Origin of the sequence: Aquipuribacter aurantiacus (assembly GCF_051216895.1) — a bacterium.
In the GTDB taxonomy this organism is placed as follows: domain Bacteria; phylum Actinomycetota; class Actinomycetes; order Actinomycetales; family JBBAYJ01; genus Aquipuribacter.
This window is the reverse complement of sequence record NZ_JBPKAO010000001.1, coordinates 572,313-591,522: the sequence shown is the minus strand read 5'-3', so window position 1 is coordinate 591,522 and position 19,210 is coordinate 572,313. Positions and strand designations below refer to the sequence as shown.

At 73.8% G+C, this 19,210-nt stretch carries 20 protein-coding genes; 12 read left to right on the top strand and 8 right to left on the bottom strand.

The genetic code is table 11. The annotated features are described in order from the left end of the window. Both ACR80Q_RS02825 and ACR80Q_RS02820 read right to left on the bottom strand, forming a co-directional pair. On the bottom strand, positions 1 to 378 hold a 378-nt coding region (locus tag ACR80Q_RS02825), incomplete at its 3' end, for a PA domain-containing protein (RefSeq protein ID WP_435376029.1). After that, entirely contained in the window at positions 375 to 1,955 is a 1,581-nt protein-coding gene (locus ACR80Q_RS02820; protein ID WP_435376028.1) for a M36 family metallopeptidase, read from the bottom strand. The genes ACR80Q_RS02820 and ACR80Q_RS02825, both read right to left, overlap by 4 nt. Positions 1,956 to 2,115: 160 nt before the next feature. Between ACR80Q_RS02820 and ACR80Q_RS02815 the strand changes: the two genes are divergently transcribed. Then, positions 2,116 to 2,703 (top strand): hypothetical protein, encoded by a 588-nt coding sequence (locus ACR80Q_RS02815; protein ID WP_435376027.1) that lies wholly within the window; start codon positions 2,116 to 2,118, stop codon positions 2,701 to 2,703. A 76-nt stretch (positions 2,704 to 2,779) separates the two neighbouring features. Here ACR80Q_RS02815 and ACR80Q_RS02810 read toward each other — a convergent pair whose 3' ends face one another. Beyond that, a complete protein-coding gene (locus ACR80Q_RS02810) occupies positions 2,780 to 3,382 on the bottom strand; it encodes a hypothetical protein (RefSeq protein ID WP_435376026.1) in 603 nt (200 codons plus the stop codon). A 157-nt stretch (positions 3,383 to 3,539) separates the two neighbouring features. On the opposite strand from ACR80Q_RS02810, the gene ACR80Q_RS02805 reads away from it, so the two are divergent. Beyond that, positions 3,540 to 4,682, top strand: a complete 1,143-nt coding sequence (locus ACR80Q_RS02805) for a methyl-accepting chemotaxis protein (RefSeq protein WP_435376025.1) — start codon at positions 3,540 to 3,542, stop codon at positions 4,680 to 4,682. 46 nt (positions 4,683 to 4,728) lie between these two features. On the opposite strand, the gene ACR80Q_RS02800 is transcribed toward ACR80Q_RS02805, so the two are convergent. Together ACR80Q_RS02800 and ACR80Q_RS02795 are read right to left on the bottom strand one after the other, a co-directional pair. Beyond that, a complete protein-coding gene (locus ACR80Q_RS02800) occupies positions 4,729 to 5,799 on the bottom strand; it encodes a zinc-dependent alcohol dehydrogenase (RefSeq protein ID WP_435376024.1) in 1,071 nt (356 codons plus the stop codon). Positions 5,800 to 5,922: 123 nt separating this feature from the next. Then, positions 5,923 to 7,590 carry a peptide chain release factor 3 gene (locus ACR80Q_RS02795; protein WP_435376023.1) on the bottom strand — a complete coding sequence of 556 codons (1,668 nt, stop codon included), beginning with the start codon at positions 7,588 to 7,590 and terminating at the stop codon, positions 5,923 to 5,925. Positions 7,591 to 7,658: 68 nt separating this feature from the next. Here ACR80Q_RS02795 and ACR80Q_RS02790 point away from each other — a divergent pair, with 68 nt between their 5' ends. Both ACR80Q_RS02790 and ACR80Q_RS02785 read left to right on the top strand, forming a co-directional pair. Continuing rightward, on the top strand, positions 7,659 to 7,973 hold the full coding sequence (locus ACR80Q_RS02790) for an ArsR/SmtB family transcription factor (protein ID WP_435376022.1): 315 nt from the start codon (positions 7,659 to 7,661) through the stop codon (positions 7,971 to 7,973). Continuing rightward, positions 7,970 to 8,365, top strand: a complete 396-nt coding sequence (locus ACR80Q_RS02785) for a VOC family protein (RefSeq protein ID WP_435376021.1) — start codon at positions 7,970 to 7,972, stop codon at positions 8,363 to 8,365. Before ACR80Q_RS02790 ends, ACR80Q_RS02785 begins: the two co-directional genes overlap by 4 nt. Positions 8,366 to 8,408: 43 nt before the next feature. Here the strand turns inward: ACR80Q_RS02785 and ACR80Q_RS02780 are convergent, their stop codons facing one another. Then, the gene (locus ACR80Q_RS02780; RefSeq protein WP_435376020.1) at positions 8,409 to 9,071 is read right to left on the bottom strand and encodes a M15 family metallopeptidase; all 663 of its coding nucleotides are present in this window, start codon (positions 9,069 to 9,071) and stop codon (positions 8,409 to 8,411) included. A gap of 209 nt (positions 9,072 to 9,280) precedes the next feature. Here ACR80Q_RS02780 and ACR80Q_RS02775 point away from each other — a divergent pair, with 209 nt between their 5' ends. Beyond that, positions 9,281 to 9,559 (top strand): HU family DNA-binding protein, encoded by a 279-nt coding sequence (locus ACR80Q_RS02775; RefSeq protein WP_435376019.1) that lies wholly within the window; start codon positions 9,281 to 9,283, stop codon positions 9,557 to 9,559. A gap of 34 nt (positions 9,560 to 9,593) precedes the next feature. Here ACR80Q_RS02775 and ACR80Q_RS02770 read toward each other — a convergent pair whose 3' ends face one another. Further along, the gene (locus tag ACR80Q_RS02770; RefSeq protein ID WP_435376018.1) at positions 9,594 to 9,986 is read right to left on the bottom strand and encodes a TraR/DksA family transcriptional regulator; all 393 of its coding nucleotides are present in this window, start codon (positions 9,984 to 9,986) and stop codon (positions 9,594 to 9,596) included. A 268-nt stretch (positions 9,987 to 10,254) separates the two neighbouring features. Between ACR80Q_RS02770 and ACR80Q_RS02765 the strand changes: the two genes are divergently transcribed. From ACR80Q_RS02765 to pdxY, 6 genes are all read left to right on the top strand, one after another. Next, positions 10,255 to 11,703 (top strand): cytochrome ubiquinol oxidase subunit I, encoded by a 1,449-nt coding sequence (locus ACR80Q_RS02765; RefSeq protein WP_435376017.1) that lies wholly within the window; start codon positions 10,255 to 10,257, stop codon positions 11,701 to 11,703. A gap of 24 nt (positions 11,704 to 11,727) precedes the next feature. Then, entirely contained in the window at positions 11,728 to 12,816 is a 1,089-nt protein-coding gene (gene cydB, locus ACR80Q_RS02760; RefSeq protein WP_435376016.1) for a cytochrome d ubiquinol oxidase subunit II, read from the top strand. Continuing rightward, positions 12,813 to 13,598: an ABC transporter transmembrane domain-containing protein gene (locus ACR80Q_RS02755; protein ID WP_435376015.1), complete on the top strand. Its 786-nt coding sequence runs from the start codon at positions 12,813 to 12,815 to the stop codon at positions 13,596 to 13,598. The genes cydB and ACR80Q_RS02755 overlap by 4 nt, the downstream gene beginning before the upstream one ends. After that, positions 13,499 to 14,539, top strand: coding sequence for an ABC transporter ATP-binding protein/permease (locus ACR80Q_RS02750; protein ID WP_435376014.1), 1,041 nt, complete (start codon positions 13,499 to 13,501; stop codon positions 14,537 to 14,539). Before ACR80Q_RS02755 ends, ACR80Q_RS02750 begins: the two co-directional genes overlap by 100 nt. Beyond that, the gene (gene cydC / locus ACR80Q_RS02745; RefSeq protein ID WP_435376013.1) at positions 14,536 to 16,281 is read left to right on the top strand and encodes a thiol reductant ABC exporter subunit CydC; all 1,746 of its coding nucleotides are present in this window, start codon (positions 14,536 to 14,538) and stop codon (positions 16,279 to 16,281) included. The genes ACR80Q_RS02750 and cydC overlap by 4 nt, the downstream gene beginning before the upstream one ends. 239 nt (positions 16,282 to 16,520) lie before the next feature. Further along, positions 16,521 to 17,369 carry a pyridoxal kinase PdxY gene (pdxY, locus tag ACR80Q_RS02740; protein WP_435376012.1) on the top strand — a complete coding sequence of 283 codons (849 nt, stop codon included), beginning with the start codon at positions 16,521 to 16,523 and terminating at the stop codon, positions 17,367 to 17,369. A gap of 28 nt (positions 17,370 to 17,397) precedes the next feature. Here pdxY and ACR80Q_RS02735 read toward each other — a convergent pair whose 3' ends face one another. Further along, positions 17,398 to 18,285 carry a transglutaminase domain-containing protein gene (locus ACR80Q_RS02735; RefSeq protein WP_435376011.1) on the bottom strand — a complete coding sequence of 296 codons (888 nt, stop codon included), beginning with the start codon at positions 18,283 to 18,285 and terminating at the stop codon, positions 17,398 to 17,400. Positions 18,286 to 18,356: 71 nt separating this feature from the next. Between ACR80Q_RS02735 and ACR80Q_RS02730 the strand changes: the two genes are divergently transcribed. Next, the gene (locus ACR80Q_RS02730) at positions 18,357 to 19,154 is read left to right on the top strand and encodes a transglutaminase-like domain-containing protein (RefSeq protein ID WP_435376010.1); all 798 of its coding nucleotides are present in this window, start codon (positions 18,357 to 18,359) and stop codon (positions 19,152 to 19,154) included. The last annotated feature ends 56 nt before the right edge of the window (positions 19,155 to 19,210 follow it).

Below are 19,210 nucleotides of genomic sequence, written 5' to 3'. Positions count from 1 at the left end.
CCCGTTCTCCAGGTCACCGTCACGGACGGCCGGGCGGGCGGAGGCCTTGGAGAGCTCGGCGGCCGCACCCGCGGCGGCCTTGACGGCCACGCCCTCGACCGCGTTCACCGACACGGCGGGGATGCCCACCGGCCCGGCGGCCTGCGACCCGGTCAGGATCGGCGGCGTGGCCGCGGTCCCGGTGGTGACGACGACCACGGCGGAGGCACCGGCGGCCTCGGCCGCCACGGTGCGGGCCACGTTGGTGCAGGCGCCGTCACCGCTGGTCGGTCCCTCCACGACCGCCACGAAACCCGCGGGCGACCCGGCCGGGTAGTCCTCGGCCACGCACCCGTTCCCGGCCAGCACGAGCTGGCCGCCCAGGCCGGCGTCGGTCACGGGCGGGCCGAAGCGAGCCCATCCGGCGGGGTACGTCGTGCCGTCGACGATGAGGCTGTTGGCGGCACCGAACTGGTTGCCGGGNCCGGGTAGTCCTCGGCCACGCACCCGTTCCCGGCCAGCACGAGCTGGCCGCCCAGGCCGGCGTCGGTCACGGGCGGGCCGAAGCGAGCCCATCCGGCGGGGTACGTCGTGCCGTCGACGATGAGGCTGTTGGCGGCACCGAACTGGTTGCCGGGCCACAGGTACATCTGCATCCGCGGCGGGCTGCCGTCGGCCGCCGGCGTCGAGAAGTTGGCGTTGTTGGTGCCACCGCCGTCGGCTGCCTCGGCCCGGACGTGGTCACCACCGCCGGGACCGCCGCCGTAGTTGAAGGCCTGGAAGTTGCCGGCCTCCTCGTCGAACCCGTACAGCGCCATCACGTCGTGGATGACGTTGTTCATGTAGAAGAGGTTGGTGACCGCCGCCTCGCGGTAGTCCTGCGCGTGCTCGGACAGGTCTGCCTCGAAGTCGAAGGTGAGATCCGCCCCGCCGTCGACGTCCTGCATCAGGTCGGGCACGTTGTCCGCGTCCTGGTCGAGGTAGGCGTGGACGTTGTTGCCCCGCGTCGTCGTGTACTCCGGGCCGGCGACACCATCGGTGTCGTGCCAGCCGAACGGCGAGGTCAGACCGTCCGCCGGGCTGCTCACGAGCGTGGACGGCCCGTCGTTGGGGCTCTCCTTGGGGATCTCGAGCACCCGGTAGCTGGAGCCGTCGTCGACCGGGTTGTTGGTGCCGTGGGTGCTGGGGCCGTGGTCATGGTCGTGGTCGTGGTCCGCCGCCGCGGCGTCGACCTGGCCACCGCGGGCCATGGTGCTCTCGATCTGACCGTCGTCGTGCGAGACGGTCCAGTCCTCGACCTCGAGCAGCTCGCCGGTCTCGGCGTCGACGGTCGCGTTCCAGAGGTGCACGTCCGTCGAGTCGTCGATGACGACCTGGTAGGCCAGCCGGAGCCCGTCGTCGGTCGGCTGCCAGCCCAGCGTGGTGGGGATCGGCTCGTCGGAGATGCCGCCGTCGGTGACGACGGTCGCCTCGCCGGCGGTGCGGGCGCCGGGCAGCACCTCCAGGTCCTCCGGCGGCGCGAGGTCCAGCGCGTCGGCCGCGGAGACCACGGCGTCCACGGCGGACTCCTCGGCCTGGGCCGACGAGGCCGCGCGCAGGCCGGGGACGAGGGACTCGCCCACGTGCAGCACCGAGCCGTCGCTGGTCACGTTGATCGTGGCGGCTGAGCCGAAGACCTCGAGGCCCTGGAAGCGCTGGAACACGTTGACGTGCGAGACGCCGTTGTGCCGGCTCCGGACCGTCGACCGGATGGCGAGGTCGGCCAGGTCGGCGGCGCTCACCTCGTAGTCGGCCGACGCCGCCTGCAGGAACGACGTGGCGATGCGCTCCACCTCGTCGGTGTCCGGCTGCGACGGCACGGGCCCGCTCGGGGGGACGGACCGCCCGGGCTCCGCGGCCTGGGTCGGCAGCGGGACGGCCAGCAGTGCGACCAGCACCACCGGGCTCGTGAGCAGGGCTGCTCGCCTGCCTCTCATCGGGACTCCTCGGTCGTCGGATCTGTCTGGTTCATCTCGCTACCCTCTCGGCCACCGTTGACGGGATGGTTCACTCGGTGTGACAGGACGCTAGACGGGATGCGTGAAGATGCATAGACTTCCCGAACATCTATTCGGGAACGACCGTGAGGAGCCCCGCGTGCGCCCAGGACCGGTTCGGCGTGCCCTCGGGAGGGCGCCCCGGGCGGCCGTCGCCGCGGTGGCCGGGGCCGTGCTGCTGGCCGGGTGCGCGTCGGACACTGCTCCCACCCGGTCCGAGCAGACCCAGGACCCCGACATGGCCGAGCCGTCCGACGCGACCGAGCCCTCCGACGGCGCCGAGCCGCCGGTCCCGACCGAACCGGACGCGACCGGTCCGGACGCGACCGGTCCGGACGCGACCGGGCCGGACGCGACCGGGCCGCCCGGCGCGACGACGGAGCCGACCGGGAGCGTCACCGGCGCGCTCACCGAGCAGGACTCGGGCACCCGGGTGGACCTGGCCGTCGGGGAGGAGCTCCCCCTGAGGCTCGGCAGCGCGTGGTCGTGGTCGGAGCCTGTCGTCGACGGTGCCGCGGTGACGTTGACCCCGGTCGACTTCCTCGTCGACCCCGGCTACGTCGAGTGGCTGGTGACCGGGACGGCCCCCGGGGCGGCGACGCTGGAGGTCGTCGGCGAACCGGTCTGCGGGGACACGACCGTGTGCCCGCCGACCACCGTCACGCTCGACGTCGCGGTCACCGACTGACGGTCACCGGCTGACGGTCACCGGCTGACGGTCACCGGCTGACGGTCACCGGCTGACGGTCACCGGCTGACGGCGCTCAGCGGACGTCGTCCGGGCTGGTCGTGGCCTCCCCCGCGTCACGGCTGACCCCGTCGTCGACGAGGACGTCGAACAGCCGGCGGTACTCCACGAACGCTCGCCGCAGGTCCTCGGTGCTGCCCTCACCCGACCGGAAGCGGTCGCGGTGGTTCTCGGCCGTGCGGTAGTGCTCGACGGTGCCGGCGTGGTCGGCGGCCAGCATCGACAGCTTGTCCTCGACGTCACCGGTCGGGTAGCCCCGCTCGGCCATCACGTCGGACACCAGGCGGTCCGCGCTGTCGACGGCCTCGACGGGCGCGTCGACGAACATCGCCTGCACGGACTCCCACTTCTGGACCCGCCGGTCACGCGACGCCGCGGTCAGCGGACGGATGTCGAGCTGCTCGCGGCGACGCTCGGTCTCGGCCAGGCGCGCCTCGGCCTGACGCGTGTCGTCGGCATCGGACACGGCGCGGTCGTACTCGGGGCCGAAGCGGTCCTGCAGGTGCTCGCGGCGCTCGGCGGACGCCTTCCGGCTGCGCAGCAGCGCCACGACCCCGACGACCAGCAGGAGGGCCACCACGACGGCGACGACCACGACGACGACCACGACAGGTTCCATGCCGACGGGGTACCCACGACGTCACCGACGCAACCCCGGTGATCATGTGCCGGCCGCAGGCTCAACCGGCGGGTGGGTGCAGCCGATACCCCTGGTGCGCAGCCCGCCTGCGCCACCGTCGAGCTCCACCGACGCACGCCACCGCCGGAGAGGTCCCATGTCGTTCACCCAGCTGCTGCAGTCAGGCTTCCGCACCTCCGCCAGGCAGGCCGACCTCAGCTCGGCCCTCGCCGACCCGACCGACCCGCTGCGAGCGACCCTGGACAGCCTGCACGCCAACTGCTTCCTGGCCGACACGTCGCTGACGCTGGTCTACATGAACCGCCGGGCCCGCAGCACGGTCCAGGAGCTGGCCGGTGCGGTCCGCAGCGCGTTCGGGATGAGCCTGGACCAGCTGCTCGGGGGTTCCATCCACCGCTTCCACAAGGACCCGGCCCGCATCGACGCGATCCTCGCGGACCCCGCCCAGCTGCCCCGTGAAGCCATCTTCGGCTTCGGTGGCCGCACCCTGCGGACCAGGATCAACGTCGTCACCGACGACGCGGGCACGAGGATCGGGTTCGTCGTGCTCTGGGACGACGTCACCGCCCGCAACGTGTCGGCCGACGGCGCGTTCGCCGACGTGCAGGGCGCGACCGCGCGGATCGAGCAGATCGGTGGCCGCCTGCTGGACGTCGCCGCCGAGACCAGCGGGCAGGCCGACAGCGCCGCCGCGGCCACCGAGCAGATGCGGGCCGCCGTCGGATCCATCTCGCAGTCCTCGGTCCACGTCGGCTCGCAGGTCCGCGAGGCGATGTCGGCGAGCGCCGAGGGGGTGCGGCGGATGGAGGACCTGCAGCGTTCCAGCCAGGAGATCGGGGACTTCCTGCGCCTCATCACCACCGTCGCCGACCAGACCAAGCTCCTCGCGCTCAACGCCACCATCGAGGCCGCCCGCGCCGGTGAGGCCGGCCGCGGGTTCGCCGTCGTCGCGGACGAGGTGAAGCAGCTGGCCGGCACCACCTCCTCCTCGATCGGTGACATCGAGTCCCGGATCGAGGCCATCCAGAAGGCCGCGATCGAGGCGGTCGCCACGCTGTCGCGCATCTCGGCCCTGGTCGACGGGATCAACGAGTCGCAGGACACCGTCGCCGCCGCCATCGAGCAGCAGTCGGCCGTCACCTCGGAGATCGCCCAGGCCATCGCCCACATCGCCTCCGGCGCCAAGGAGACCGTCGAGCAGGCCGAGCTCCTGCCCGAGGCCTCCAGCAGCGTGGCCAGCGAGACCGGCGTGCTGCACCAGATCATCCAGCAGTCCTGAGACCGCCCGGGCCGACCGGACCGGACCCGGTCGGCCCGACGGACGGTCACATCTGGAAGACGAGCCGCCCGGGCACCTTGCCGGCCAGGACCTCCTCGAAGCACTCGTTGACCTGGTCGAGGCGGCGCTGCTCCCGCACGACCCGGGTCCGGCCGGCGGCGTGCAGCGCGAAGACCTCCACGAGGTCCTGCCGGGTGCCGACGATCGAGCCGATGACGGTGATCCCCTTGAGCACGGTCGAGAACACGTCCAGCGGCATGGTGTTGTCGGCCGGTAGTGACACCAGCACCAGCCGTCCGCCGCGACGCAGCGAACGGTGGGCCTGCTCGAGCACGGCGGGCGAGGCGGCGAGCACCACGGCCACGTCGGCCCCGCCGGCCGCCTGCACGGCGTCACCGGAGTCACCCTCGCGGGCGTCCACGACGACGTCGGCCCCCAGCTCGCGGGACAGCTCCAGCTTCGCGTCCTCGATGTCGACGGCGATGGTCCGGCAGCCGAAGATGCGGGCGTACTGCAGCGCGAGGTGGCCGAGCCCGCCGATGCCGAACACGGCGACGGTCTCCGTGGGCAGCGGCCGGGCCACCTTGACGGCCTTGTAGGTCGTGACCCCGGCGCAGGTCAGCGGAGCCGCGTCCAGCGGGTCCACGCCGTCGGGCACGGCGACCGCGTAGCGGCCGTCGGCCACCACGTACCCGCTGTACCCGCCGTCGCGGCCGTAGCCGGTGTTGACCTGCTGCTCGCACAGCGTCTCCCAGCCGCTCGTGCAGTACGAGCAGGCCCCGCAGGCGGTGCCGAGCCACGGCAGCGCCACGCGGGTCCCGACCTGGTGGGTGTCCTGGCCCGGGCCCGACGCCACCACGACACCGACGCCCTCGTGACCGGGCACGAACGGCGGGGTCGGCTTGACGGGCCACTCGCCGCGGGCGGCGTGGATGTCCGTGTGGCACAGCCCGCTGGCCTCGATCCGGACCAGCACCTCACCCGGTCCGGGCGTCGGCACGGGGCGCTCCTCGAGCTCGAGCGGGGCGTCGAAAGAGCGCACGACGGCCGCCGTGGTGGTGCCGGGGATGTCCTCGGCGCTCTGGTCCTGGTGGGTGCGGGGCTCTACGACGGTCATCGTCACTCCTGTCTGCGACGCCCCGGGCGGGCGCCTGGAGCCAGCCTCGCCGCTCGACCGGGCCGCGGCTCGGGCCCAAGGTCCCGGTTGCCGGTGAGCGACCGCCGGACGCCCGGGACGACCTCAGCCCAGCGAGTCCGCCGCGAGCGCGTCGAGCACGATCTCGGGGTGGTCGCGCTCGATCCGCTGCAGCCGCCACCGGTCGGGGAACAGCGCGAAGTGGTCGCCGTCGAGGCTGGTCAGCACCTCGACCCCCGGGACCGCGTTCAGCGCCACCACGTGCTCGGCGGTGGTGCGGCGGGCGATCTGGTACGTCAGCGGCTCGAGCCGGACGGGGCAGTTGAACTCCCCCGCCATGCGGTGGCTGACGACGTCGAACTGCATCGGGCCGACCGCGGCCAGCACCGGCGCGGGCTCGCCGCGCATGTCCGAGCGGAGCGTCTGCACGACGCCCTCGTGGTGCAGCTCGGTGATGCCGCGCTGGAACTGCTTGTACTTGCTCAGGTCGGCCGCGCGGCACACGGCGAAGTGCTCGGGCGCGAAGGTCGGGATGGGCGGGTAGGTGACCGCACGGCCCTCGAACAGGGTGTCCCCCACCCGGACGCCCGTGGCGTTGACGATGGCGACGACGTCGCCCGGCCAGGCGTCCTCGACCCCGCTGCGGGTGCCGCCGAAGACGCGGTGGGCGTACTTGGTGCCGACGGCCTTGCCGGTCCGGGCGTTGACGACGTTCTGCCCCCGCTGGAAGCGGCCCGAGGCGACCCGGATGAAGGCGACGTGGTCGCGGTGGTTGGCGTCCATCCCGGCCTGCACCTTGAACACCTGCCCGCTGAACGGGTCGCCGACGTGGCGCAGGTGCGCCTCGTCGACCGTGACCCGGTCACCGGGCGGGGGGGCCGTCTCGACCAGGATGTCCAGCAGCTGCTCGACCCCGCGGTTGAGGACGGCGGCGGCGAACACCACGGGGCTCGTGCGCCCGGCCCGGAACGACTCGTCGTCGTGGCGGCCGTTGGAGGAGGTGATGAGCTCGGCCTCCTCGACGGCGGTCTGCAGGACGTCGCCGTCGCGCTCCAGGCCCTCGTCCAGGCTCATCCGGGTCCACACCGTCTTGCTGGCCCCACCGGTCCCGGCGGTGAAGGCGATGTAGGTGTCGTCGCGCAGGTCGAGCAGGCCACGGAAGTCGCCGCCGATCCCGACCGGCCACAGCACCGGGGTGGGCGTCATGCCGGTCTTCTCGGCGATCTCGTCCATCAGCTCGAGCGCCTCGAGGCCCGGCCGGTCCCACTTGTTGATGACCGTGAGCACCGGCAGGCCGCGCAGCTTGCAGACGTCGAACAGCTTCATGGTCTGCCGCTCCATGCCCTTGGCCGCGTCGACCAGCATGACCGCGGAGTCCACCGCGGTGAGCACCCGGTAGGTGTCCTCGGAGAAGTCGGCGTGACCGGGGGTGTCGAGCAGGTTGACGACGTGGTCGCGGTAGACGAACTGCAGTGCGGCCGAGGTGATGGAGATGCCGCGGGCCTTCTCCATGTCCATCCAGTCGGAGACCACCCCGCGCCGCCCGCCCTTGCCCTGGACGATGCCGGCCTGCCCGATGGCGCCGCCGTGCAGCGCGAGCGCCTCGGTGAGCGTCGACTTGCCGGCGTCGGGGTGGCTGATGACGGCGAAGGTGCGGCGACGGCTCGCGGCCTCGACCGGGGCGGTGCCGTCGGCCTCGACGAGCTCGGCCTCCAGTGCGGTGGCCGCGTCGACGTGGGCGTCGGTCGACGTGCTGGCTGTGGGGGTGGACATCGGGGTCCAGGGTACGGCGCTCCCGCGGGTCGTTGACATGCAAGTACGTACTTGCCTATGGTCGAGGCATGGGAGACGTCTTCCTCGCCCTGGCGGACCCCACCCGACGTGCCCTGCTCGACGAGCTGCACTCCCGAGACGGGCAGACGTTGTTCGAGCTGTGCACCAGGCTCGCGGACGCGCACGGCGTGGGGTCGTCGCGGCAGGCCATCTCGCAGCACCTCGGGGTGCTGGAGGACGCCGGCCTGGTCCGGACCCGCCGCGAGGGCCGGTTCAAGTTCCACCACGCCGACACCGCCCCGCTGCGGCAGATCACCGACCGCTGGCCGCCACCCGACCCCACCACCGACCCGAGCACCACCGACCCGAGGAGCACCCCGTGAAGGTCCACCTGATCAGCGTCTTCGTCGACGACCAGGCCGCCGCGCTGCGGTTCTACACCGACGTCATGGGCTTCGTGCCCCGCAACGACATCCCGATGGGCGAGCACCGCTGGCTCACGGTGGTCTCCCCCGAGCAGCCCGACGGCCCCGAGGTCGTCCTGGAGCCGTCGGCCCACCCGGCCGTCGGGCCCTACCGGGACGCCCTCGCCGCCGACGGGATCCCGCTGGTCAGCTTCGCGGTCGACGACGCGAGGGCCGAGCACGAGCGGCTGCGGGCGCTGGGGGTGACGTTCACCCAGGAGCCGGTCGAGATGGGCCCGGTGGTCACCGCGGTCCTCGACGACACCTGCGGCAACCTGGTGCAGATCGTCTCCGTCGCCGGACCCGCCTGAGCGGCCGCACCCGCCCGGACCCGCCCGGACGCGCAGGGCAGGACTACGGCGTGAACGTCCAGTGCCACGGCTCGCGGGGGACGTCCTCGACGAACCCGAACCGGCCGGCGTTCTCGCGCATCCACGCCTGGGCCTTGCCGTTCAGGTCGAGGTCGACGCTCAGGCCCCAGCCGTGGTTGCTCGTGCCGGGCACCGCGGCCAGGCCGCCGTCCTTGTACAGACCCTTGCGCCGGGCGACGTCGACCTGGGCCTCGTAGGAACGGTAGGAGTCGGTGACGCCGATGGTGACGCCCGCCTGCTTGGCCGCGGCCATCAGGTCCTTGAACCCCTCCGCGGCCGGCTGCCAGAGCTTGTGACGTCCGACGCCGACCTCCGTGAGCGCGTCGGAGGGGATCTTCCCGTTGCCGTAGCGCTTGAGGTCGACGGGCACCCCGTCGGCGTCGAGCGTCGCGGTCCCGGCGGCCCCCGTGGCCCCCGCGGCGCCGGCCGCGGAGGTGGCGCTCCTGGCCCGGTTCAGCGCGGCGTCGAACGAGGTCGCCGCGCCGGACGACGAGGCGGTGGTGGTGGCGCTGCCGGCCGTGGCGCTGGTGGTCAGGGCGGTCCCGGTCGCGCTCGCGCCGACCGTCGTCCGCACCGGGGCCTGCATGCTCTGCACCAGGCCCTGGATCTGCTGCACGCGCGCGGTGACCGCGGCGAGTCCGTCCATCTGTCCTCCGAAAGGTCTCCCCGGAGGTCTCGGGCGGGACCGCTGCGACCTTGAGCGCTCCGACGGAGGTTCCTGGCGCCCGGTCGAGGGTCCGTCGCGCCCGCCGCCGCAGACGCCGCCGCACGGCGTGGATGCCGTCGCAACGGCCCAGAACCCTTACCGTGGCTGGGGACGCCGTCGATTCCGGACGGCCACGAGCAGGAGGAACAATGAACCGCAAGGATCTCATCAGCGCCATCGCCACCAAGGCCGGCGTGACCCAGACCGACGCCGACGCCGTGCTCAACGCGTTCCAGGACGTCGTCTTCGACGTCGTCGCCAAGGGCGACGAGAAGCTGACCCTTCCGGGCTTCCTCTCCTTCGAGCAGGGCTCCCGCTCGGCCCGCGAGGGTCGCAACCCGGCCACGGGCGAGACCATCCAGATCGCCGCCTCCAAGACCGCCAAGGTCACCGCGGGCAGCAAGCTCAAGGCCGCCGCCGCCGGCTGAGCACCCCCGGCAGGTCCGGCGGCGCCCACCAGCATCAAGGGCGCCGCCGACCCGCCACCCTCGCGCACGTGATGCACGTGCCGGCCTGAGGGCGCACGGCGAGACGCTCGGGGTCGATCGCTCCCCCGCAGACCTCGCACCGGCCGTACGTCCCGTCCCGGACCCCGGCCGCCGCCCGGCGCAACGCCTTCCCGGTCCTGCGGACCTGGTCGAGCAGCGCCAGCGCCTGCTGCCGCTCGAACGCGATCGTGCTGCCCTCCGGGTCGTGCTCGTCGTCGGCGTTCGACGACTCCGACGCGGCCACGAGGCCGTCGTGCTGCTGCACCAGCCGACGCTCGGTCTCGGCGTTGGCGGCGATCAGCGCCTCCAGGTCGGCAGGCCCGGTCGGGCCGCCGTCGGCCCCGTCGGCCCGGTCCACGCTGCCCACCCCCGCAGCGTGCCCCTCCACCCGGTGGTCGGCAAGCCCGCGACCGACCGACGGCGGACCGCTTGTGAACGCGTGCACAAGCAGCGGTACCCTCACCTCCGGGCCTTGTGAACAGGTTCACAAGGCCGCGCCCGCACCCGGGCCCTTGGTCCCGGGCGTACCTCGGCCGGTGGCGGCACGCTCCTGCTGAGGACGGCCGCGGTCGCCCGGAGACGGTTCCGGGCGGTGCGTCGTAGGCGTCCCGCACGAACACCACGGAGGCCTACGGATGGAACTCGACCCGCTGCTGCTGGCTCGGATGCAGTTCGGAGCGACGACGCTCTACCACTTCATCTTCGTCCCGCTGACGATCGGCCTGTCCGGCCTGGTCGCCGTCATGCAGACCTTGTGGGTGCGCACCGGGGACGACAAGTACCTCCGGATGACCAAGTTCTGGGGGAAGCTGTTCCTCATCAACTTCGCCATGGGCGTGGTGACGGGGATCGTCCAGGAGTTCCAGTTCGGCATGAACTGGAGCGACTACTCCCGCTTCGTCGGTGACGTGTTCGGGGCCCCGCTGGCCATGGAGGGGATGCTCGCGTTCTTCCTGGAGGCCACGTTCCTGGGGGTGTGGATCTTCGGCTGGGACCGGTTGCCCAAGCTGGTCCACCTGGCCAGCATCTGGCTGGTCGCCATCGGGACCTCGCTGTCGGCGTGGTTCATCCTGGCCGCCAACGCCTGGATGCAGAACCCGGTGGGCTACACCATCAACACCGAGCGCGGCCGGGCCGAGCTGACCGACTTCGGCGCGGTCCTGCTCAACCCCGTGGCGCTGGTCACCTGGCCCCACACGATCTTCGCCTGCTACCTGGTCGCCTCCGCCCTGGTCATCGCCGTCGCGTCGTGGCACCTGGCCCGGCGCAACGAGAAGCCCCTGATGCGGACCTCGCTGCGGATGGCCATGGTGACCGCGCTCGTCGCCGGCCTCGGCCTGACCGTCTCCGGCGACGCGCTGGCCAAGGTGATGACCGACGTGCAGCCCATGAAGATGGCCGCCGCCGAGGCCCAGTACGACACCCAGGAGGGCGCGTCGTTCTCGCTGTTCACGATCGGCAGCCTCGACGGGTCGGAGGAGCTCTGGAGCCTGCGGGTGCCCAACCTCCTGTCGTTCATGGCCACCGGCAGCTGGGACGGCGAGGTCGAGGGCATCAACGACATCCAGGCGTTGTACGAGGAGCAGTACGGGCCCGGCTCGTACGTGCCGCTCGTCCCGGTCACCTACTGGTCGTTCCGGCTGATGATCGGCCTGGGCATGGTGACGGTGGCGCTGTCCGCGGTCGGCCTGTGGCTGACCCGCCGCGGCCGCATCCCGGACTCGCCGCTGTTCTGGACGGTGGCGCTGTGGACCATGCCGCTGCCCCTGCTCGGCTCGTTGTTCGGCTGGGTGTTCACCGAGATGGGCCGTCAGCCCTGGATCGTCTTCGGCGAGCAGCTGACCCGGGACGGCGTCTCGCCCAACGTGCCGGGCTGGGCCGTGCTCACCTCGCTGACCGCCTTCACGCTGGTCTACGCCGGGCTCGCGGTCGTCGAGTTCGTGCTGCTGGCCCGCTACGCCAAGGCCGGGCCCCCGGTGCTCGACGGCGCCGAGCAGGACGGCCACGAGCAGGACGACGACGGCTCCGACGACACGACCCCGCGCATCCCGGGGGCCCGCCGCCCCCAGGCCTTCGCGTACTGACCCGACGAGTCCGAGGAGACCACCATGTCGTTGCCCGAGTTCTGGTTCCTGGCCGTCGCGGTCCTGTTCGCCGGCTACTTCTTCCTGGAGGGGTTCGACTTCGGGGTCGGCGCCCTGCTGCCCGTGCTGGGCCGGGACGAGACCGACCGCCGGGTCATGATCAACACGATCGGCCCCGTCTGGGACGCCAACGAGACCTGGCTGATCGTGGCCGGGGCGGCCATGTTCGCCGCCTTCCCCGAGTGGTACGCGACGCTGTTCAGCGGCTTCTACCTGCCGCTGCTGCTGATCCTGCTGGCCCTGATCGGTCGCGGGGTGGCCTTCGAGTACCGCGGCAAGGTCGACTCGGTCAGCTGGCGGCGTCGGTGGGACGTCGCCATCGTCGTCGGCTCGGTGCTCCCGTCCGTGCTGTGGGGCGTGGCGTTCGCGAACATCGTCCGCGGGGTGCCGATCGACGCCGAGGCCAACTTCACCGGCACAATCTTCACGCTGCTCAACCCGTACGGGCTGCTGGGCGGCCTGGTGACGTTCACCCTGTTCCTCACCCACGGTGCGGTGTTCCTGTCCCTGAAGACCCACGGCGAGATCCGCGACCGGGCCCGCGCCCTGGCCTGGAAGATCGGTCTCGTGGCCGCCGTGCTGGCCGTCGCGTTCCTGGCGTGGACCACGCTGGCCTTCGGCTCGACGGCCTCCGGGGTGGTCAGCGTGGCCGCGGCGCTGGCCTTCGTGCTGGCCCTCGGCGCCGTGGTCACCGCTCGGGAGCGCGCGGCGTTCGTGCTCAGCGGGGCCACGATCCTGCTCGCGGTGGCCTCGCTGTTCGTCGCGCTGTTCCCCGACGTCATGCCCTCGACGACCGACCCCGCCTACAGCCTCACCATCGAGAACGCGTCGTCGACCACCTACACGCTGACGATCATGACGTGGGTCGCGCTGCTGTCCCTGCCCGTGGTGCTGGCGTACCAGGGCTGGACGTACTGGGTGTTCCGGGCCCGCGTCGGTCGCGACGCCATCCCACCGGCGCACCGGCTTCCCGCCGCCCCGCCGTCGTTCGTCCCGGCCCAGGGGCGCGGCGGCCGGTGGGCCCTGCGGTCGGGGGCGGACTCCGCCCCGTGAGGCCGTTCGACCCCCGGCTGCTGCGCCGGGCCCGGGCCACCGGGGGGTTCCTCGCCCTGACGGTGGTGATCGGGACCCTGCTGGCCGGGACCGTCCTGGCCCAGGCGGTCGTGCTCGCCCACGTGCTCGCCCCGGTGGTCCTGGGCCGGGCGGACCTGGGCGACGTCAGCGGTCTGCTCACGGTGCTCCTGGGTGTCGTGGCGCTGCGGGCCGTGCTGCTCTGGGCGCAGGACGTGGCCTCGGCGCGCGCGTCGGCCCAGGTGCGCTCCCAGCTGCGCTCGGCCCTGCTGCGCCACGTCGTCGCCCTCGGCCCGGGTTGGCTGGGCGGGCAGGCCAGCGGTGAGCTCGCCCAGGTCGCGGCCCGTGGGGTCGACGCCCTCGACGGCTACTTCGCGCGGTACCTGCCCCAGCTCGTCCTCACCGTCCTGGTGCCGACCGCGGTGCTGGTGACCATGGCCTGGGCCGACCCCCTGTCGGCGGTCGTGGTGCTGGTCACCCTGCCGCTGATCCCGTTCTTCCTCGCCCTGGTCGGGATGACGACCCAGGTGGCGCAGCGCCGGCAGTGGCAGGCCCTGGAACGGCTGGGGCACCACTTCCTCGACGTGGTCGCCCCTGGAACGGCTGGGGCACCACTTCCTCGACGTGGTCGCCCCTGGAACGGCTGGGGTACCACTTCCTCGCCGTGGTCGCCGGGCTGGCCACGCTGCGGGTGTTCGGCCGCGGGGCCGCGCAGGCCGGCCGCATCGCCGACGTCACCGACGACTACCGCCTGCGCACCATGAAGGTGCTCCGGGTGTCGTTCCTGTCCGCGTTCGTGCTCGAGCTGGCGGCCACGCTGTCCGTGGCGCTCGTCGCGGTCTCCGTCGGGCTGCGCCTGCAGGCCGGGGAGCTGCCGCTCGCCACCGCGCTGGTGGTCCTGCTGCTGGCCCCCGAGGCCTACCTGCCGCTGCGCCAGGTGGGCGCGAGCTACCACGCGGCCGCGGAGGGCGTGGCGGCCAGCACGCGGGTGCTCGACGTGCTCGACACCCCCGTGCCGCCCCGGGGGACGGTGACGGAGCTCTCGCCGGTCGGCACCGTGGGCCTGCACCTGGAGGGCGTCGCGGTGGCCTACCCCGGCCGGGGACAGGTCCTGGGCCCGACGGACGTCGACGTCCGTCCCGGGGTCGTCACCGCGCTCGTGGGACCCAGCGGTGGGGGCAAGTCCTCGCTGCTGGCCGTCGTGCTCGGGCTGGTCGAGCCCGAGCAGGGCCGGGTCCTGCTGGGCCCGGACGACCTGCGTGAGGCCGACCCGGCCGGTTGGCGCCGGCAGGTGGCCTGGTGCCCGCAGCGACCGGCCCTGCTGACCGGGACCGTGGCCGACAACGTCAGGCTGGGCTGCCCCGAGGCGTCCGACGCCCAGGTCGCCCGCGCGCTGGGCCTGGCCGCCGCCGAGGAGCTGGACCCCGACCTGCCCCTGGGTGAGGGCGGCGTGGGGCTGTCGGCCGGGCAGCGGCAGCGCGTCGGGCTGGCCCGGGCGTTCTGCCGGGCCGAGGTCCTCGGTGCGGGCCTGCTCCTGCTGGACGAGCCGACCTCGCACCTGGACGCGGGCACCGAGGCGCGGGTCGCGGCGTCGCTGCGCGAGCTGGCCGGCGACCGGTGCGTGCTGCTGGTCGCCCACCGCGGCGCCCTGCTGGAGACGGCCGACGTCGTGGTCGAGGTCGGCGACCGGCTGGTGACGGCGTGAGCGACGGCGCGGTCGACCTGCGACGGCTGCTGCGGGTGGCCTCCCCCGACACCGGTCGCCTCACCGTCGGCGTCGTCTGGGGCTCCCTGGCGCTGGGCAGCGCCGTCGCCCTGATGGCGTGCGCGGCCTGGCTGATCTCGCGGGCCGCCGAGCAGCCGCCCGTCCTCACGCTGACCTTCGCCGTGGTCGGCGTCCGCGCGTTCGCGCTCACCCGCGCGCTGGCCCGGTACCTGGAGCGGCTGGCGTCGCACGACGCCGCCTTCCGGATGCTCGCCACGCTGCGGGTCCGGGTGCACACCGCGCTGGAGCCGCTGGCCCCGGCCGGGCTGCCCGCGTTCCGTCGCGGCGACCTGCTCGCGCGCCTCGTGGACGACGTCGACACCATGCAGGACCTGCCGCTGCGGGTGGTCGGCCCGGTGCTGACCGCCGCCGTCGCGGGTGCGGCGTCGGTACTGCTCGTCGGCACCCTGCTGCCCACGGCCGGCGCCGTCCTCGCGCTCGCCCTCCTCACGTCCATGGTGGCCGTGCCCGCCGCCACCGCCTGGGCCGCCCGTCGCGCGGACCGGGAGCTGGCCGGGCTGCGCGGCCGCCTGCAGGCGCAGGTGGTCGAGCTGCTCGACGCCCTGCCCGACCTGGTCGTCACCGGTGAGGCCACCTCCCGGCTGCGGCGGGTCGAGGCCACCGACGCCGAGCTCACGGCGGCGGCCCGCGCGACCGCCGCGGCGACCGGGCTGGGCGCCGGGCTGGCGGCGCTGGGGTCCGGGCTCGCGGTGTGGGGCACCCTGCTGGTCGGCGTGCCCGCCGTCACCACCGGTTCGCTGGACGCGGTCTGGCTCGCCGCGGTCGTCCTGGTGCCGCTGGCGGCGTTCGAGGCCGTGCACCTGCTGCCCCCGGCCCTGTCGTCGCTGCGGAGGGTCCGCGTGTCCGGCGCACGCCTGCTGGAGGTGCTCGACGCCCCCGTCCCGGTGCCCGAGCCGACCGGCGCGGGGGTCCCGGCGCCGGACCCGACGGCCGGTCCGCCGCACGTCCGGCTGAGCGGTGTCGTCGCCCGCTGGCCCGGGGCCGCGCCGGACGCCCCGGACGCCCTGCGCGGCGTGGACCTGGACCTGCCCCCCGGACGGCGCGTCGCGCTCCTGGGACCGAGCGGCTCGGGCAAGACGACGCTCGCCTCGGTGCTGCTGCGCTTCGTCGACGTCCGCGGCGGGACCTACACGCTGGACGGGGTGGACGTCCGGGGCATGCACGGCGACGACGTGCGCCGCGTGGTGGGCCTGGCTGCGCAGGACGCGCACGTCTTCGACTCCACCGTGCGGGAGAACCTGCGCCTGGCTCGTCCGGCCGCCGACGACGGGCAGCTGCACGAGGTGCTGGGCCGCGTCGGCCTGGCGGGCTGGGTCCGCGACCTGCCGCAGGGCCTGGACACCTGGGTCGGTGAGCGCGGCGACCTGGTCTCGGGCGGCCAGCGGCAGCGACTCGCGGTGGCCCGCGCCCTGCTGGCCGACGTGCCTGTCCTGGTCCTCGACGAGCCGACGGCCAACGTCGACCCCGCCACCGCGGACGCGCTGGTCGCGGACCTGCTGACCGCAGCCGGGGGGCGGACGGTCGTGCTCATCACCCACCACCTGGGGCTGGCGGCGGACCTGGTCGACGAGGTGGTGAGCCTGGCGGACGGCCGGGTGGTGCCGGCGACGGCGACCGACCCTGACGTGCCTGACGGGGAGGTGCTCGGAAGCGTCCGCTGAGGAGAGCAGCCCGCGAGCTGGGCCCCGACCCGCGGGTGGCTCGTCACCCGGCCGGTAGGCGAGGCCGAACAGCTGCCGGTAGAACTCGGCCAGGCCGCGGGGGTCGGTGGTGTCGAGCACCACCTGCCGGATCGTGGGGAACGTCATCGTGCACCTCCTGCGGCGATGGTGGTCGCCGGGTCCGACAGCGCGGGTCGACGGCGGGCGGGCGCTGGGCGTCGCCGCCGTAGCCTGGCCCCGTGAGCGTCCTCTCGATCCAGTCCCACGTCGCCTACGGGCACGTCGGCAACTCCTCGGCCGTCTTCGCCCTGCAGCGCCTGGGCACCGAGGTCTGGCCGATCCACACCGTGCAGTTCTCCAACCACACCGGGTACGGGGACTGGAAGGGCCGGATCTACGACGGCGAGTCCATCGACGAGCTGGTCCAGGGCATCGACGACCGGGGCGTGCTCGGCACGGCCACCGCCGTCCTGTCCGGCTACCTGGGCTCGGCCGACATCGGCCACGCCGTGCTGGCCGCCGTGACGCGGGTCAAGGCCGCCAACCCCGACGCCGTGTACTGCTGCGACCCCGTGATGGGCGACGTGGGGCGCGGGGTGTTCGTGCGTCCGGGGGTGCCGGAGCTCATGCGCGACGTCGCCCTGCCGCGCGCCGACCTCGTCACCCCCAACCACTTCGAGCTGGACCTGCTGGCCGGCACCGAGACCCGCACCCTGGCCCAGGTCAAGGACGCGGTCGCCGCGGTGCAGGCCCGGGGGCCTCGGGTGGTCCTGACCACGTCGCTGGTCACCGACGACACCCCCGACGACGCCGTGGACCTGCTCGCCTCCGAGGGCGGGCGGCACTGGCTGGTCCGCACGCCGCGCCTCGGCCTGTCGGTGAACGGCGCCGGGGACGCGACCGCCGGGCTGTTCCTGGCCCACTGGCTGCGCACCGGCTCCGCGGCGGAGGCGCTCGGCGCGGCGACGGCGTCGGTGTTCGGGCTGCTCGCCCGCACCGAGGAGGCCGGGTCGCGGGAGATCCTTCTGATCAGCGCCCAGGACGAGCTCGTGAACCCGTCGCGCACGTTCGACGTCGTCGAGGTCTGAGCCCGGCCGTCGGCGGGCGATGCGAGGCTCAGGCGGTGCGTCGCTGCTCCGGCGGTGCCTCGGCCGCCGCGGCGGGGAGGTCCTCGCGGACCAGCTCCCGTCGCCCCGACAGCGTGCCGCGGGCGTCCCCGGAGTACCAGCCCGACGTGGGCGGCACGTCGACGTAGTCGCGGCCCACCGCCACCGTCACGTAGCCGTCGTGGGCCCGGCGGGCGTGGGTGGGGTCGAACGCGACCGCCCTGGCCCCGCGTGCGTGCGGCACCAGCACCTCCACCCAGGCATGGGTGCCGCCCTGACCGACCAGGTGCCCGGACACGTAGCGGCAGGGGATGCCGGCGACGCGCAGCACCGACAGCATCACGTGGGTCTGGTCCTGGCAGACCCCGACGCCGCCGGCCAGCGCCTCGGCCGCGGTGGTCGCCACCGTGGTCGTTCCCTTCTCGTAGCGGACCAGCTCCTTGACCGCCTCGCAGACCCGGTCGGCGGCGGCCAGCGCGTCGTCCTCGCGGCCCACCAGCTCACGGGCGAGCCGGCTGATGGCCCGGTCGGGGCCTGTCTTGAGGCTCGGCTCGAGCATCCGCGGATCCCCCAGCAGCCCGACCTCGAGCGGTTCGACCTCCCCGCCGCGCTCGACCACGACCGACACGTGCATGTGCACCGACTCCGGCACCACCGCCAGGCGCACCAGCCCGACGCGGTTGCCGTGCTCGTCCCCGGTCCACTCGACCTGGGCGCTGGGGTCCGCCACCTGCAGCGCCCCCAGGCGCAGGTGCTGGTCGCCGTGGCGTCGGGGCGGCACCACGACGAGCCGGTGCAGCAGGGACAGCACCGGGGCGTCGTAGTCGTAGCGGAAGGACTGGTCGAGCCGGTAGCGCTGCGGCCCCACGGGCGGCGGGGCGTCGCCGTTCGTGGTCATCGGTACAGCCTGCCCTGCCGCGGCACCCGACGCAGGCCCGAACCGCTCCTCGGACCCGTCAGACTTCTCCCATGCTCCGTACCGTCACCAGCACCCTGACCGCCCAGGTGCTCGCCCCGTCCACCGTCGAGCTGCAGGTGGCCGTGGCCGGCGCCCCACCCGCGGGCGAGGTGCTGGAGGTCACCCTGGACGGCGCCCCGGTCGAGGTGACCGAGCTGGCCACCGACGTCGGCGGCCGGCTGCACGTCGTCGAGCCCGGGGCGGGGCGGTTGCAGGTGTCGTACCGGGCCGAGGTCCGCGGGCAGGCCGAGCCCGTGACGGTGCAGCCCCTGGACCGGACCGCCTACCTGCGCCCCAGCCGCTACGCGCAGTCCGACACCCTCGCGGCCGTGGCCGCCGCCGAGCTGCGGGGCAGCACCGACCCCGCGACGCTCGTGCGCGAGGTCGCGGCCTGGGTGGGGGGCCGGCTGGCCTACGTGCCGGGCAGCAGCCGGGTGACCGACGGCGCCGTCGACACCCTGCTGGCCGGGGCCGGCGTCTGCCGCGACTACGCCCACCTGACGCTGGCCCTGCTGCGGTCCCGCGACGTCCCCGCCCGGCTGGTGTCGGTCTACGCCCCCGGGCTCGACCCGATGGACTTCCACGCGGTGGTCGAGGCCCTCGTCGAGGGCGCCTGGCACGTCGTGGACGCCACGTTGCTGGCCCCGAGGCAGTCCCTGGTCCGGATCGCCACCGGCCGCGACGCGGCGGACACGGCGTTCATGTCCAGCTACGGCGGAGCGCTGCGCCTGGACCAGATGCAGGTGACGGCGACCGTCGACGGCGACCTGCCCGTCGACGACCTCGACCGGCTCGTGCAGCTCGGTTGAGCGAGCGGCCGGGTTCTCGAACCCTTCCACCGGGTCGCACGAGCGTCCGGGCTCCG